Annotated in this window: 15 protein-coding genes; 7 read left to right on the forward strand and 8 right to left on the reverse strand. The window is 67.5% G+C overall.

Annotated elements, in window-relative coordinates; translation table 11 throughout:
* Positions 1-4: 4 nt before the first annotated feature.
* Positions 5-397: a hypothetical protein gene (locus DIR46_RS26995; RefSeq protein WP_205289041.1), complete on the forward strand. Its 393-nt coding sequence runs from the start codon at positions 5-7 to the stop codon at positions 395-397.
* Here the strand turns inward: DIR46_RS26995 and ppk2 are convergent.
* The gene (ppk2, locus tag DIR46_RS24820; RefSeq protein ID WP_109347617.1) at positions 394-1,314 is read right to left on the reverse strand and encodes a polyphosphate kinase 2; all 921 of its coding nucleotides are present in this window, start codon (positions 1,312-1,314) and stop codon (positions 394-396) included. The two genes, DIR46_RS26995 and ppk2, sit on opposite strands and share 4 nt — an antisense overlap.
* Before the next feature lie 173 nt (positions 1,315-1,487).
* On the opposite strand from ppk2, the gene DIR46_RS24825 reads away from it, so the two are divergent.
* From DIR46_RS24825 to htpX, 3 genes are all read left to right on the forward strand, one after another.
* The gene (locus tag DIR46_RS24825) at positions 1,488-1,871 is read left to right on the forward strand and encodes a hypothetical protein (RefSeq protein ID WP_109347618.1); all 384 of its coding nucleotides are present in this window, start codon (positions 1,488-1,490) and stop codon (positions 1,869-1,871) included.
* A 134-nt stretch (positions 1,872-2,005) separates the two neighbouring features.
* On the forward strand, positions 2,006-3,589 hold the full coding sequence (locus DIR46_RS24830; protein WP_109347619.1) for a TerC family protein: 1,584 nt from the start codon (positions 2,006-2,008) through the stop codon (positions 3,587-3,589).
* Between the two features lie 37 nt (positions 3,590-3,626).
* Positions 3,627-4,502 (forward strand): protease HtpX, encoded by an 876-nt coding sequence (gene htpX / locus DIR46_RS24835; RefSeq protein ID WP_109347620.1) that lies wholly within the window; start codon positions 3,627-3,629, stop codon positions 4,500-4,502.
* 5 nt (positions 4,503-4,507) lie between these two features.
* Here htpX and DIR46_RS24840 read toward each other — a convergent pair whose 3' ends face one another.
* From DIR46_RS24840 to DIR46_RS24865, 6 genes are all read right to left on the reverse strand, one after another.
* On the reverse strand, positions 4,508-5,128 hold the full coding sequence (locus DIR46_RS24840) for a TadE/TadG family type IV pilus assembly protein (protein ID WP_109347621.1): 621 nt from the start codon (positions 5,126-5,128) through the stop codon (positions 4,508-4,510).
* Positions 5,115-5,591, reverse strand: a complete 477-nt coding sequence (locus DIR46_RS24845) for a TadE family protein (RefSeq protein WP_109347622.1) — start codon at positions 5,589-5,591, stop codon at positions 5,115-5,117. Before DIR46_RS24845 ends, DIR46_RS24840 begins: the two co-directional genes overlap by 14 nt.
* Entirely contained in the window at positions 5,588-6,112 is a 525-nt protein-coding gene (locus tag DIR46_RS24850) for a hypothetical protein (protein ID WP_162819634.1), read from the reverse strand. The genes DIR46_RS24845 and DIR46_RS24850 overlap by 4 nt, the downstream gene beginning before the upstream one ends.
* Positions 6,109-7,101, reverse strand: a complete 993-nt coding sequence (locus DIR46_RS24855) for a pilus assembly protein TadG-related protein (RefSeq protein WP_109347624.1) — start codon at positions 7,099-7,101, stop codon at positions 6,109-6,111. Before DIR46_RS24855 ends, DIR46_RS24850 begins: the two co-directional genes overlap by 4 nt.
* Before the next feature lie 72 nt (positions 7,102-7,173).
* Positions 7,174-8,229, reverse strand: coding sequence for an Lnb N-terminal periplasmic domain-containing protein (locus tag DIR46_RS24860; protein WP_109347625.1), 1,056 nt, complete (start codon positions 8,227-8,229; stop codon positions 7,174-7,176).
* Positions 8,226-9,602, reverse strand: coding sequence for a nucleobase:cation symporter-2 family protein (locus DIR46_RS24865; RefSeq protein WP_109347626.1), 1,377 nt, complete (start codon positions 9,600-9,602; stop codon positions 8,226-8,228). The genes DIR46_RS24860 and DIR46_RS24865 overlap by 4 nt, the downstream gene beginning before the upstream one ends.
* 92 nt (positions 9,603-9,694) lie before the next feature.
* On the opposite strand from DIR46_RS24865, the gene DIR46_RS24870 reads away from it, so the two are divergent.
* Positions 9,695-11,056 (forward strand): MBL fold metallo-hydrolase, encoded by a 1,362-nt coding sequence (locus tag DIR46_RS24870; RefSeq protein ID WP_109347627.1) that lies wholly within the window; start codon positions 9,695-9,697, stop codon positions 11,054-11,056.
* Here the strand turns inward: DIR46_RS24870 and DIR46_RS24875 are convergent.
* Positions 11,050-11,754: a lipid-binding SYLF domain-containing protein gene (locus DIR46_RS24875; protein ID WP_109347628.1), complete on the reverse strand. Its 705-nt coding sequence runs from the start codon at positions 11,752-11,754 to the stop codon at positions 11,050-11,052. The genes DIR46_RS24870 and DIR46_RS24875 overlap by 7 nt on opposite strands.
* Before the next feature lie 298 nt (positions 11,755-12,052).
* Here DIR46_RS24875 and DIR46_RS24880 point away from each other — a divergent pair, with 298 nt between their 5' ends.
* Positions 12,053-12,322, forward strand: a complete 270-nt coding sequence (locus tag DIR46_RS24880; protein WP_109347629.1) for a hypothetical protein — start codon at positions 12,053-12,055, stop codon at positions 12,320-12,322.
* A 159-nt stretch (positions 12,323-12,481) separates the two neighbouring features.
* Entirely contained in the window at positions 12,482-13,174 is a 693-nt protein-coding gene (locus tag DIR46_RS24885) for a response regulator transcription factor (protein WP_109347630.1), read from the forward strand.
* Positions 13,175-13,187: the final 13 nt, after the last annotated feature.

Consider the following 13,187-nt stretch of genomic DNA (forward strand, 5'->3'; position numbering starts at 1 on the left):
TGTCATGAGATGGGCGTTGGCCCTGGCTTGCACCTGCGCCGCCGCGCCTTCCGTCGCCACCCCCGGCCCTGGCCTGCAAGTGCTGCACTGGTGGACCTCGACGGGCGAACGCAAGGCCGCCGACCTGCTGGCGGCCCGGCTCGCCGATGAGGGCGTCGCCTGGCAGGACGCCGCCATCCCTGGCGGGGCCGGCTTTGGCGCCGGCAAGGTCCTCAAGGGCAGGGTGCTGGCCGGCGACGCGCCTGAAGTGACGCAGCTGATCGGCCCGTGGATCGCCGAAAGGGAGGTAAAGGTCTTGCCTCCGTCGCTGCTGTCCAATGCCGACAGCATCCCGTTCGGTTCCGGTGTCGCGGCAGATGTATATCGGGAAGAGACGAGGGGCGGTGCCGTGGCTTAGAACACCTCCGGCACGATGATCTCCGGCGGCACCGGCCGCCGCACATAATCGTCGTGGTATTCGCGCTCGGGCAATTCGATCGTCGGCCGCTCGACTTCGACATAGGGCATCTGTTGCAGCAGGTGATGGATGCAATTCAGGCGCGCACGCTTCTTGTCCACCCCTTGCACGACCCACCAGCGCGCTTCGGGAATATGGGTCCGCTCGAGCATGATCTCCTTGGCCCGCGTGTATTCTTCCCAGCGCCGGCGCGATTCCAGGTCCATCGGGCTTAGTTTCCACTGCTTGAGCGGATCGTGGATGCGGCTCAGGAAGCGCGCGTTCTGCTCCTCGTCCGAGATCGAGAACCAGTACTTGATCAGCTGGATGCCGGAGCGCACCAGCATGCGTTCGAATTCCGGCACGGTCTGGAAGAATTCCTCGTACTGGGCGTCGGTGCAGAAGCCCATCACGCGCTCGACCCCGGCGCGGTTGTACCAGCTGCGGTCGAACAGCACGATCTCGCCGGCCGCCGGCAGGTGCGAGACGTAGCGCTGGAAATACCACTGGGTGCGCTCGCGGTCGTTCGGCGCCGGCAGCGCCGCCACCCGGCACACGCGCGGATTGAGGCGCTGGGCGATGCGCTTGATGACGCCTCCCTTGCCGGCTGCGTCGCGGCCTTCGAACAGGATCACGACCTTGTGGCCGGTATGCACGACCCAGTCCTGCAGCTTGACCAGCTCGGCCTGCAGGCGGAACAGCTCATGGAAATACTGGCGACGGGCCTCTTTCTCCTGCTCGCTGCGGGTGGGGACGGGCAGCAGCGACTCGGGGTCGAGGTCGCGGTCGTCAAGTTCCAGTTCGAGCTCTTCGTCATAGCTGTCGGTGAGGTCGCGCTGCACACGCTGGGTGAGGTCGGTGGATTGGACGGCAGGCATGGCGGCTTCCTCTGGAAACGGGTGGTGGACAGCGAACGATCCATTCCAGTCTAGCGTCACTCTGTGTCATCGGCATGACACGCGTCTGCAGGAGGCGGCATGATTGGCAAAGGTGGACTGATGGAGTTGAGACGACATGCTATACTTGCGCCGTTCCGACTCTCGCACCGTATATGAGACGATTTTTCGTCATCTGCCTGACCCTGTTGCTCCCCCTGAACATGTTTGCCCTGGCCATGGCCGCATCCGCGATGCAGCCGTCCGGCGCGACGGAACACGTCACACCTTCCGCAGTCCTCATCCACACGGCAGCGCTCGAAACCGATGCGGCCGTCCCCCTGTTCGCCGATGCCTACCTGCCTGGCCCCTACGATTGCCAGGCCGGCTGCGACATCGATCCCGATGAGCCGCCAGCCGGCGCCGACGTCCACGATTCCGTCCACGAAGACCTCGGCCTGCAAGTGGGCGGCTCGCCGGGAGGCGCGATCGCGCCTCCGGCGCCGCCACGCGCCAATCACTCCTCGTTCCCACCGCTAAAACCCCCGCGCATGGCCTGAGGGCCCGCTTCGCCGCATGCGCGGCGCCCCTGGCCGATCACGATCCCCGCATGGCGGCGCGCGTCACCCGACTGCGCCGCCATGCCCGCGATCGCGGCCGCGACACACATTTAGCACAATAACGAGGTAAACCAATGGAATGGCTATTCGACCCGGCAATCTGGGCGGGTCTGCTCACACTCGTTGTCCTGGAAATCGTCCTCGGCATCGACAACCTGATCTTCATCGCGATCCTGGCCGACAAGCTGCCGCCGCACCAGCGCGACAAGGCGCGCCTGATCGGCCTGACCCTGGCCATGCTGATGCGCCTGGGCCTGTTGACCATCGTGTCCTGGCTGGTGACGCTCACCACGCCGCTGTTCGCGCTGGGGCCGTGGTCGCCCTCCGGGCGCGACCTGATCCTGCTGCTGGGCGGCGTGTTCCTGCTGTTCAAGGCCACCGTCGAGCTGCACGAACGCCTGGAAGGCGTGACCCACGTCCACACCCAATCGAAGGTGTATGCCAGCTTCGGCGCCGTGGTGGCGCAGATCGTGGTGCTCGATGCCGTGTTCTCGCTCGACGCCGTGATCACCGCGGTCGGGATGGTCGACGAACTGGGTGTCATGATGGCGGCCGTCATCATCTCGATCGGCGTCATGATCCTGGCTTCCAAACCGCTGACCCGCTTCGTCAACGCGCACCCGACCGTGGTCGTGCTGTGCCTCTCGTTCCTGCTGATGATCGGCCTGTCGCTGGTGGCCGAGGGCCTGGGCTTCCACATCCCGAAAGGCTATCTGTACGCCGCGATCGGCTTCTCGATCCTGATCGAGGCCCTGAACCAGTTCGCGCGCCGTAACTTCCTGAAGAACGAGGCGCGCCTGCCGCTGCGCGACCGCACCGCCGACACCGTGCTGCGCCTGATGGGCGGCAAGCGGCGCCAGGATGCCGAGCCGGACGCGCAGGATGAACAGCCTGACGAAGCGCAGGCCTTCGGTGTCGAGGAGCGCAATATGGTCAGCGGCGTGCTGACCCTGGCCGACCGCTCGATCCGCTCGATCATGACGCCGCGCTCCGAGATGTCCTGGGTTAACCTCGACGACGAGGCGGACGAGATCCTGCGCCAGCTGCAGGAGTCGCCGCACAGCCGGATGCCGGTCGGCCGCGGCCAGCTCGACAACCTGGTCGGCATCGCCCGCACCAAGGACCTGATCAGCAAGCTGGTGCTGCAGGCGCGCATCGACGACGCCGTCGGCGACGGCACTGGCGCCAACGGTCCGATACGCAAGCCGATCCTGCTGCCCGACACCGCCGGCGTGCTCAAGGCCATGGACACGCTCAAGCGCGCCCACGGCCAGCTGGTGCTGGTGACCGACGAATTCGGCATCGTCCAGGGCCTCCTGACCCCGGTCGACATCCTGGAGGCGATCGCCGGCGAATTCCCCGACGAGGACGAGCAGCTGGCGATCCAGCCGAAAGGCCCCGGTGAATGGGAAGTGATCGGCACCGCCGACCTGCACCAGCTGGAGCAGGTGCTGGAAACCGGGGGCCTGGTGAGCAGCGACGATGACTACACCTCGCTGGCCGGCTTCCTGCTGGCGCGCTTCGAGAGCTTGCCGGATCCCGGCCAGAAGATCGAGATCGACGGGCTGCGCTACCGCATCCTGAGCGTGGAGGAGCGCCGCATCGCCAAGGTGCTGGTCCAGCGCATCGTGGCCGACGATGCCGAACAGGCCGCCTGACCCTGTTTTTTTCCGCAACCGTACCAAGAAGGACATCATGAAACGTACTCTGTTGTTTATCGCGACCAACCTGGGCATCATGCTGGTGCTGGGCATTACCGCCAGCCTGCTGGGCGTGAACCGCTTCCTCACTTCGAACGGCCTGGATCTGACCAGGCTGCTGATGTTCGCCGGCCTGATGGGCTTCGGCGGCGCCTTCATCTCGCTGCTGCTGTCGAAACCGATCGCCAAGTGGTCGACGAAGGCGCGCGTCATCGCGCAGCCGTCCAATTCGACCGAACAGTGGCTGCTGGACACGGTGGCGGCCCAGGCCCAGCGCGCCGGCATCGGCATGCCCGAAGTGGCGATCTACGAGGGCGAGCCGAACGCCTTCGCCACCGGCGCCACCAGGAATTCGTCGCTGGTCGCGGTGTCGACCGGCCTGCTGCAGTCGATGACCGAGCAGGAAGTGGAGGCCGTGCTGGCCCACGAGGTGGCCCACATCGCCAACGGCGACATGGTCACGCTGACCCTGATCCAGGGCGTGGTCAACACCTTCGTGATCTTCCTGGCGCGCATCGTCGGCTACTTCGTGGATGGCATGCTGCGCAAGAATGACGAGGAAAACACCGGACCCGGGATCGGCTACATGGTCACCGTGATCGTGTGCGAGATCGTGTTCGGCATCCTGGCCAGCATCATCGTGGCCTGGTTCTCGCGCCAGCGCGAGTTCCGCGCCGATCGCGGCGCCGCCAACATCATGGGCCAGTCCCAGCCGATGGTCGCGGCCCTGCGCCGCCTGGGCGGGTTGGCCGAGGGCGAGCTGCCGAAGAACATGAGCGCATTCGGCATCTCGGGCAAGGGCGGCGCGCTGGCGCTGTTCTCGAGCCATCCACCGATCGAAGAGCGGATCGCGGCCCTGCAGGGCCGCTGAGCCGTTCAGGGGCAGGGGCAGGGGGAGTCGCCGGGCTGGTAGCCGAACGACTCCACCGGTACGATCGTGGTCGCCCGGTGCAGCGGCACGCGCATGTCGACGATGGGCAGCAGCATGCGCGAGCGCACCCGCGGGCACTCGCCCGCGCCGTCCACGGGGCCGCCACAGATGCGCACCTGGACGAAGCGGATGCAGTCGGCCGCGTTCGGATTGGCCATGCACACCTGACGGTTGCGCGCGGCGGAGTTCGGGATCGAACCCGGGGCGACCGGGACCAGGCTCAAGTTCCCGTCGTCGGGATCGCGGGTCAGGGCCAGGTAATCCAGGCGCAGGTGCGCGTCCGACACCGGCGGCGCCAGCGCGAGTTCGCCGGGACTGGTGCGAAACAGCGCATGGTACTTGAGCCGGGCGATGCCCGCGCCGTCGGTCGGGTACACGTGCGCCGCGCTGGAGGCGGCGCGGCGCGTCACTTCCTGCAGCGTACCGTAGACGTACAGCATGCGCGCCACTTCCATGATCCCGAACATGACCAGGAAGAACAGGGCCGCCAGCAGCGCGAACTCGACGGCCGCGGTGCCGCGCTGGCCACGCTGCGCAGGTAGCTTCTGCGTATCATTTGCCGACATAGGGTGTCATCACGGTCACGTCGATCGGCAGGCCGTACTGGCCGAGGTAGGTGTCGAAGATGGGGTCACGCATATAGAACACGACGGTGACCCTGATATTGCGGGGCACGGTGCCGGCCCGGAGCCCGCAGGCATTGGTGTCGCATCCAACTTCCGGATCTGAAATGCTCTCTCCTGGGGCGAGGTCGCTTAATTCCTTGCGCACGATCTCGACCGACACCGCGCTGGCCTGGGCCGCCAGGGTGCGCGAGCGGATTTCGACGACCGGCACCGTGGCCATGTAGCGCGCCGCATCCTGCGCCGCCTTGTGCGCGACCGTGTAGTGCCACATGAAGCGGGCGCACAGGATCAGGGGCGCCAGGACGATGGCCAGGCACGGCAGCATGATGGCGAATTCCACGGCCGCCGCGCCGCGCTGGCGGCGCGTCGTGGCAGCCCGGCGCCAGGACGGGATCGGGTTCATGGGTAGAGCTCCACTGCGCCGGGGATCGATTGCTCGGACACCGTGCCGGCGAACTCCGCAATGAGGGTGTCGCTGGTGGCGGGCACCGTCATGAAGAATTTCCCCACGCCGAGGACGGTGGCGGCGACGTTGTGCCCGGCCGGCGCCGCGGTCGCGCACGAGAGCAGCGGCACGTACAGCACCCGCCGCAGCTGCGTCGCATACTCGCGGCGCGCGTTCGCGGGCGCGAGCACCGTTGGCGGGTTCATGATGTCGACCGGATTGTAGGGGCTGTTCTGGCCGCTGCCGGGATAGTTCACCGCGGTGATGCCGGCGCGATACAGCTTGGGCCAGTCGGCGGTCGCGAACGGCGTGTAGCCGCTGGCCGGCTCGGGCACGCCGGCGTTATAGGACGAAAACCTGACCGCCTTGGCGTACGACCACAGCGGACCGAAGGCGTGGGCGTCGGCGGTGGGCAGCGTGCTGCCGGGCGGCGGGATGTCGGCGACGGTCTCGAGCCGGCCACGTTCGGTGGTGGTCAAGGCGGCGGGAAGCCCGGTGGCGGGCGACATCCACGGGGCGCCGCCCGTCGTCTCGTAGGTGTAGGCGCGAATATTGTTGTCGGGCGGCGCGCCGGCGGGGAAGCACAGGTTGTTGCCGAAGTCGTCGAAGCGCGAATTGAGCTGGGTGACCAGCCCGGCGAGGGGCTCCGTCGGCGCCAGCGACGAGACCCGGATCGGGCCGCCCGTGAGGCGCGGCATCCAGAGATTGGCGGCGCACACGAAGGGCCCAGGATAGCCCGGTTGAACGATGTGCTGGGCATGCCCGGTGGGACGACCGGATTGATCGCGTAGCGCGCCGCCGTGGTGCCGCGTGGGTTGAGCTTCGTCAGGTCGTAGCTGACGCCGCGCCGGAATCCGTATTCAATCAGTTCAGTGTTGCTCAACCCGGTATTCGCGCGTTCGCTGGCCGCGGTTTCCGACATCGCGCAGACCGCCAGCGGCACCGCCTGGATGCCGGCGCGGCCGGCGATCGCGACGTCGGCCACATCGATGGTGGCCAGGCTGCGCGAGAAAATACGCATGAAGATGGTGCTGATGGCGGCGTCCACGGCGTCCAGCGCGGCGCTGTCCACCTTTGCATAGAAGTAAGCGGCGCCGTCGCCGACGCCGTCGGCGCCCGTCCAGGCGCCCCCGCGCGCCGGTGTAGTGCCGAAGCTGAGGGCGGCGTCGTTCCATTCGACCGTGCTCCCGTAGCGGTAGGTGAACCGCTGGGCGGCCTCGCGCGCGCGGGTCCTGGCGGCCGCGATGCCGCTGCTTTTGCCGTTGAGCTCCTTGGCTGCGGCCAGCGCGGCTGCCTTGGCCATGCCGCTCAGCTCGACCTTGCGGTTGTAGACCATGCCCATGTCCATCGCCAGGCCGGCGAAGGCCACCAGCAGCACCAGCAGCGGCACGAACATGATGGCGAAGGCGCCGTTCTGGGCGTCCGGTCCAGGCAGGTGTTGCCACGGGGGATGTCGACCCGATACCATCGCTTTTCCTTATCGATTCCTGGCACCGTCGCAGGAGCAAATCGAACCTGGGTCGATTCTATCGAGGAGGAATCACGGCCTATTGATCTTTAACAGTTGATCGGAAACAGTGGACCCCGCCGGTGCGGCGATGCCCGGTACGCCGGCCCGGATCGCCTGCGAAAAGTCGTGCGCGTCGGCATCGGATGCGATCGCGCGCGCATTGATGTGGCCCCGGTCGCGCAAGACCGTGTAGGGCAGGCTTGATGTGAGCGCGCCCTGGTCGTAGGCGTATTCGGCGAAGTGCCCGGACGCCAGCAGGCGGTAGTCGAGCGGCAGGGCGGGATCGATCCGGCGCGCCAGTTCGAACAGGATCGTGGTGCAGTTGCTGGTCAGGGTGTTGTAGAACTCGGGCTGGCGCCGCAGCCGCTCGGCGCGACCCAGGTAGTCCAGCAGCACCGAACGCAGCTGCGCGGGTGTCGCCCGCAGCCGGTACAGATAGACCTGCTCGCCGCGCACATTGCTGCGGGTGCGGATCAGGTCGCGCTCGTCGGACGCGACGATCACCTGCTCGAACTTGCGGAAGAACCCGCCGAGTGCCGAAAAGGTCTCGTCACGCTCCTTGCGGATCTCTAGCGAGAACACCAGTCTTTGGCCGTCGCTGAAGCCGAACGACACCAGGGTATGGGCGATGTGCGGCCCCATCCAGTAGGACAGGATCAGGTCGGCCGACTCGAGCCGCGACAGGTCGTAGCGCCGGGTTTCCCAGCGCGGCGTGTAGTCGGCCTCGGTGCGCCACTCGAAGGCGCGCACATTGCGCAGCTCCAGGCGGTCGCCGTCGACCGTTGATTCCAGCAGGCGCGCGACGTCGTCGGCCCAGGGTCGGGCGTGCGAGGGCGCCAGCGACTGCCACCATCCCAGCATCGCGAGCGCTGCCAGCGCTCCGGCCAGCAGCAGCCGGCGTTCGTGCCGCCAGCCCGGCGCGCGCGCCAGTACCAGCGCCACGGCCAGGCCGAGGAGGGTCCAGGCGCCGCCGATGGCCAGCGCAAGCGCCGGCGCCAGCTGGAACCACAGCGCCAGCGCGCCCCACGTCGTCAGCCCCACCACCGGCAGCGCCGACAGGCTCCTGGCCAGCCGTTTCCAGCTCACTGCGCTTCCGCCGGCGCCGTCTGTTCGGGCAGGAACCAGTTCAGCAGCAGCGCGCACAGGCCGCCGGTGGCGACGCCCGATTCGAGCACGCCCCGCACCGCGGCGGGCATATGGGCCAGGAATTCGGGCACCTGGGACACGCCCAGCCCCAGCGCCAGCGATACCGCGATCACCAGCAGGGCGCGGCGGTCGAGGGTCACGCTGGCCAGGATGTTGATGCCGGCCGCGGCGACGGCGCCGAACATGACCATGGCTGCGCCGCCCAGCACCGGTTCCGGCACCGCCTGGATCACGCCGGCGACGCCAGGGAACAGCCCCAGGATCACCAGCAGCAGGGCGATCCACATGCCGACGTGGCGGCTGGCGATGCCGGTCAGCTGGATCACGCCGTTGTTCTGGGCGAAGATCGAGCTGGGGAAGGTGTTGAAGATGCCGGCCAGCAGGGAGTTGGCGCCGTTGACCAGGACACCGCCCTTGATGCGCTGCATCCAGAGCGGCCCCTCCACCGGCTGGCGCGAGACCTTGCTGGTGGCCGTCACGTCTCCGATCGCCTCCAGCGAGGTGACCAGGTAGATCACGATCATCGGGATGAACAGCGACCACGAGAAGCCCAGGCCGAAGTGCAGGGGCGTGGGCACCTGGAACAGCGGCGCCTCGTGCATGCCGGTAAAGTCGAGGCGGCCCATCCAGCCGGCCAGCGCGTAGCCGACGGCGAGGGCAATGACGATGGCGGCGCTGCGCATCCACACCACCGGCACCCGGTTCAGGATCACGATGATGGCCAGCACCACGCCGGAGAGCAGCAGGTTCTCGCCGTTGGCGAAGCTGCCATTGGCCATGGCCGCGTAGCCGCCGCCCATGCTGATCAGGCCGACCTTGATCAGGGTGAGGCCGATCATCAGCACCACGATGCCCGTCACCAGTGGCGTGATCAGGCGCTTGACGAAGGGAAGCACGCGCGAGACGCCCATCTCGATGAAGGAACCGGCCACCACGACGCCGAAAATCGCCGCCATCACCGCTTCCACCGGCGTGCCCTGCCTGACCATCAGGGCGCCGCCGGCGATCAGCGGCCCGACGAAGTTGAAGCTGGTGCCCTGCACGATCAGCAGGCCCGCGCCGAAGGGACCGAAACGGCGGCATTGGACGAAGGTGGCGATGCCGGAGACGACCAGCGACATCGAGACGATCAGGTTGGTGTCGCGGCTCGACACGCCCAGCGCCTGGCAGATCAGGAGGCCCGGTGTAACGATGGGGACGATGATGGCCAGCAGGTGCTGCAGGGCGGCCAGCATGCCGAGCAGCGGGGGCGGACGGTCGTCGAGTCCGAGGATCAGTTCCGAGTGGGTCTGCTGGTAGTGCGATGTCGACATGGGGAGCGGCCGGGCAAAGACGCGATTCTACAGCCAGACGGGCCGAGGCGGGCTGCCGGCGTGTAGAATGCCGCCTTTCACGAAAGGCAAGCATGGACACGGCGGGACTGACGATTTCGAGAATCCTGCATGCGGGGTATGTCTTCGAGTGCGGGGGCAGCCGTATCGCCTTCGATACCATCTTCGAGACTCCCTTCAGCCGCAACTGCCACGCCTTCCCCGACGTGCGCTTCGACCTGGACGCCATCCGGCGCCAGCGTTTCGACGCCGTCTTCATCTCGCACTTCCACGACGACCACTGCTCGCTCGAGAGCCTGGACCTGCTGGATCGCGCCACGCCGATCCACCTGTATTGCCAGTTCGAGGCGCTGTTCGACATGCTGCGCCAGCTGGGGTTCACGAACGTCCACGCGCTGGCGCTGGACCGGGCGGTCGAGGTGGGGCCGTTCACGGTCACCCCGCGCGAGGCGATGGACATCGACGTCGATTCGATGTTCCAGGTGCGCGCCGCCGGCATGAACGTGCTGAACGTGGTCGACTCCTGGATCGACGACGATACGCTCGCCAAGCTGGTCGCGCAGGGGCCGTGGGACATGGTGCTGTGGCCGTTCCAGACCATGCGAGAGCTCGAGGTGCTGGCGCCGTCGCGCCACGCCGCCGCGCCGCCCGGCCTGCCGCAAGAATGGATAGACCAGTTGCGGGCGCTGGCGCCGCGCTACATCGTGCCGAGCTCCTGCCAGTTTCTGCAGGAGCCGTGGTCCTGGTATAACCGCGCCTTCTTCCCGATCTCGTATGAGCGCTTCGGGCAGGTGGTGGGCGCGGCCGTGCCGGCGGCGCAGGTCGTGCGGTTCGACCCGTCCGTCTCGCGCCGGCTCGATGCCGGCGGGCTGCATCCGGCGCCGCCATTGTCCTGGGTGATCCCGATCGGGGCGCAGGACGTCGACTACGTCTACGAAGGCAATGCGGCGCCGCCGTCGACTGGCGAGATCGCCCGCCATTTCGCGCCCCTGACGCCGGAGGAAGAGGCGCGCGTGACGGATTACTGCCTGCGCGGGCTGGCCGAACGCTACGGCGCGACCGAGGCGGGCTCGGACTACTTCGAGCGGCCGCGCGTCTGGCGCCTGTCGGTGTTCGACCACGCGGGCGAGGCGCGCGACTACCGCTACCGCCTCGACGGCGAGCGGGCGGTCCTGCTGGAGCCCGATGCCGATGCCGGCCCGCTCGGCTGGACCACCGAGGTGCCGGCCGCCAAGCTGCATGCGGCGCTGGCGCTGGGAGAATCGCTGACTTCGATGTACGTTCGCATCAACGGCATCGTCTTCGATGCCGGGACCGAGCGCGCGCTGCAGGACGCGGAGCTGGTCGACGACCCCCTGATCCGCTGCCTGTTTGGCGACACCTTCGGCGCCTACCAGGCGGCCCAGTTGCGCCGCCTGCTGGCGCGCCCCTACTGATCGCCTGGATCGCCGCTCACCGCATTCGACGCGACCCGGGCCAGCGTCTGGCCGTGGGGATTGCTGACGCTGCGCGTGACCAGGATGTCGACCGGTGTCGTCCCAACGCCGTAATAGGCGTGGTTGCGGCCGTCGTCGACCGAGATCACGGTTCCGTCCAGGTTCAGCCCACCGTACAGGCCCTTCGAACGCGTGTACACCAGCATGTCGGCGTTGAGCGGCGCGCCGGTGCCGGCGCCGACGGGGCCGGCTGCGACGCTCACGTCCGCGCCCAGCTTGAACGTGGTCGACAGCAGTGAATTGAGACCCTTCTCGGTCATCACCAGGGCCACCATCTCGGACGCCTGGGCGCCGGCCTGCAGCCCGACGGAACCGGCGGCGATGCGGTAGAAGGCAGGGCCGGCCCAGGCGTTGTCCCTGCGCGCGATCAGGACCGCCGAACCGCCCGAGCCGCCCACGATGAAGCCGGCCTGCACGATCTGGGGACTGATCAGGACCGCCCTGGCCTGGCCGACGTGTTGGCGGAACCACGTCATGTCGGGGTCGCGCACGAAGTTGTCGAGGGTGACCTTGGCGGCGTCGACGCGCGCCTGGGTCTCGTCGCGGGTAGGCTGGCCGGCGCAGGCGGCCAGTCCGAGCGCGGCGCCCAGGATGGTTGGCATCAGCAAGCGCCTCGTGTTGCCTGGTTGTGCCTTCATGATGACCTCATGGGGAAGTGGATGGGGCGGCTCGATGCAGGCGCCGCTGCGGGCTGTCACAGCCTAACGCCGCGCCTGACGCTGGCGCTATTGGACTTTGGTCCAACACGGCCATTCCTTGGGACCATGGTCCAATGCCGCGGCGCAGGAGGCGCGGCCAACATCGATGCACGGTCGGCGCACGCCAGCCCGCCGAGATGATCACCCGTAACCTCGACCGCTGGGCGACAAGCCGGCGGCGCCATGTTGGCGCTCATCGCGGGCTGGAATGTTCGACGGCAGCGATTAAGCGTGGCGGTTGCTGATAGGCGCCAGCCATGCATGGCGGCCGGACCGCTCGGTCAAGTTCACCTACCACCAGCTCAAGAGCAAGTACAACGGCGAGCGCCTTGACGTCGATGCCACGATGCAGGGCCTGTATGTCGGTGTCGGTTTTCGCTTCGGATGGGGGATTTCTGTAGTTGACATGCAGTCGCAACAGCGCCGCACAGAAAAACCGGTGCTCTATGACCGCATTACTCATAATTGGTTTCGCAGGAGGCTGGCTAAGCGCGGCGAGTGTTTGTGACATATCAACTATGCCATCTGTCCTCCCGTGCGTGCGTGGCCGCGCATCTAGAATCTTCTGCACCGCGCTCGCATGCGCAGCGTGAGGGTTGGCAGCGGGAGGCGCGGACGCCGAAGTACGGAGGCGCCATCCGGTGCATTCTTGCAGCGGGAGTTGCCTATGCATACGATCGAACCCCTGACCTATCTCGTCGATGGCGATGCCGAGGCGCTTGACTACATGGCGCGCCTGCTGCAGGCCGCAAACCTGCGGTTCGCCGCCTTCGTTCGCGCCGATGGTTTCCTGCAAGCCCACGATCCGGGGATACCGGGCTGCGCGGTGATCGATGCGCGCATGCCGGGCCTCGACGCCCTGGCGCTGCAGCGCGAACTGCAGCAGGGCGGCGCCGAGCGCGCCATCGTCTTCGTCGCCGGCGGCGGCGACGTCGAACTTGGAGTAAGGGCCATGAAGGCCGGCGCCATCGACTTCCTGATCAAGCCGCTCGAAGCGGCCGGCTTCATTGCAGCGGTGCGGCATGCGCTGGCGCGCGACGCCCATGAACGCGCGGTGCGGGTCGAGCTGCAGCGTATCCGCACCCACCTCGACACCCTGACCCGGCGCGAGCAGCAGGTATTGCGCCACGTGGTGTCGGGGCGCCTGAACAAGCAGATCGCCTTCGACCTGGGCATCGCCGAAAAGACCATCAAGGTGCACCGTGCCCGGGTGATGGAAAAGATGGGCGCGACGTCGCTGGCCCAGCTGGTGCGCGAGACCCTGGAGCTCGAGGCGGGTGCGGTATTTGCCGGCGACGGCGTCGACAGGGGGGAGGCCGAGGGCGGCAGCATCCTTTCGCATCGTCCTTTGGTCCAATAGGCACTGACCACCG

Origin of the sequence: Massilia oculi, from assembly GCF_003143515.1 — a bacterium.
Taxonomy (GTDB): domain Bacteria; phylum Pseudomonadota; class Gammaproteobacteria; order Burkholderiales; family Burkholderiaceae_D; genus Telluria; species Telluria oculi.

Excerpts from the sequence above, each read along its gene's own strand:
- DIR46_RS24845 (WP_109347622.1), bottom strand. The coding sequence starts at position 5,591 with ATGAACCCGATCCCGTCCTGGCGCCGGGCTGCCACGACGCGCCGCCAG.
- DIR46_RS24865 (WP_109347626.1), bottom strand. The coding sequence starts at position 9,602 with ATGTCGACATCGCACTACCAGCAGACCCACTCGGAACTGATCCTCGGA.
- DIR46_RS24870 (WP_109347627.1), top strand. The coding sequence starts at position 9,695 with ATGGACACGGCGGGACTGACGATTTCGAGAATCCTGCATGCGGGGTAT.
- DIR46_RS26995 (WP_205289041.1), top strand. The coding sequence starts at position 5 with ATGAGATGGGCGTTGGCCCTGGCTTGCACCTGCGCCGCCGCGCCTTCC.
- ppk2 (WP_109347617.1), bottom strand. The coding sequence starts at position 1,314 with ATGCCTGCCGTCCAATCCACCGACCTCACCCAGCGTGTGCAGCGCGAC.
- DIR46_RS24840 (WP_109347621.1), bottom strand. The coding sequence starts at position 5,128 with ATGTCGGCAAATGATACGCAGAAGCTACCTGCGCAGCGTGGCCAGCGC.
- htpX (WP_109347620.1), top strand. The coding sequence starts at position 3,627 with ATGAAACGTACTCTGTTGTTTATCGCGACCAACCTGGGCATCATGCTG.
- DIR46_RS24885 (WP_109347630.1), top strand. The coding sequence starts at position 12,482 with ATGCATACGATCGAACCCCTGACCTATCTCGTCGATGGCGATGCCGAG.
- DIR46_RS24855 (WP_109347624.1), bottom strand. The coding sequence starts at position 7,101 with ATGGTATCGGGTCGACATCCCCCGTGGCAACACCTGCCTGGACCGGAC.
- DIR46_RS24875 (WP_109347628.1), bottom strand. The coding sequence starts at position 11,754 with ATGAAGGCACAACCAGGCAACACGAGGCGCTTGCTGATGCCAACCATC.
- DIR46_RS24830 (WP_109347619.1), top strand. The coding sequence starts at position 2,006 with ATGGAATGGCTATTCGACCCGGCAATCTGGGCGGGTCTGCTCACACTC.
- DIR46_RS24825 (WP_109347618.1), top strand. The coding sequence starts at position 1,488 with ATGAGACGATTTTTCGTCATCTGCCTGACCCTGTTGCTCCCCCTGAAC.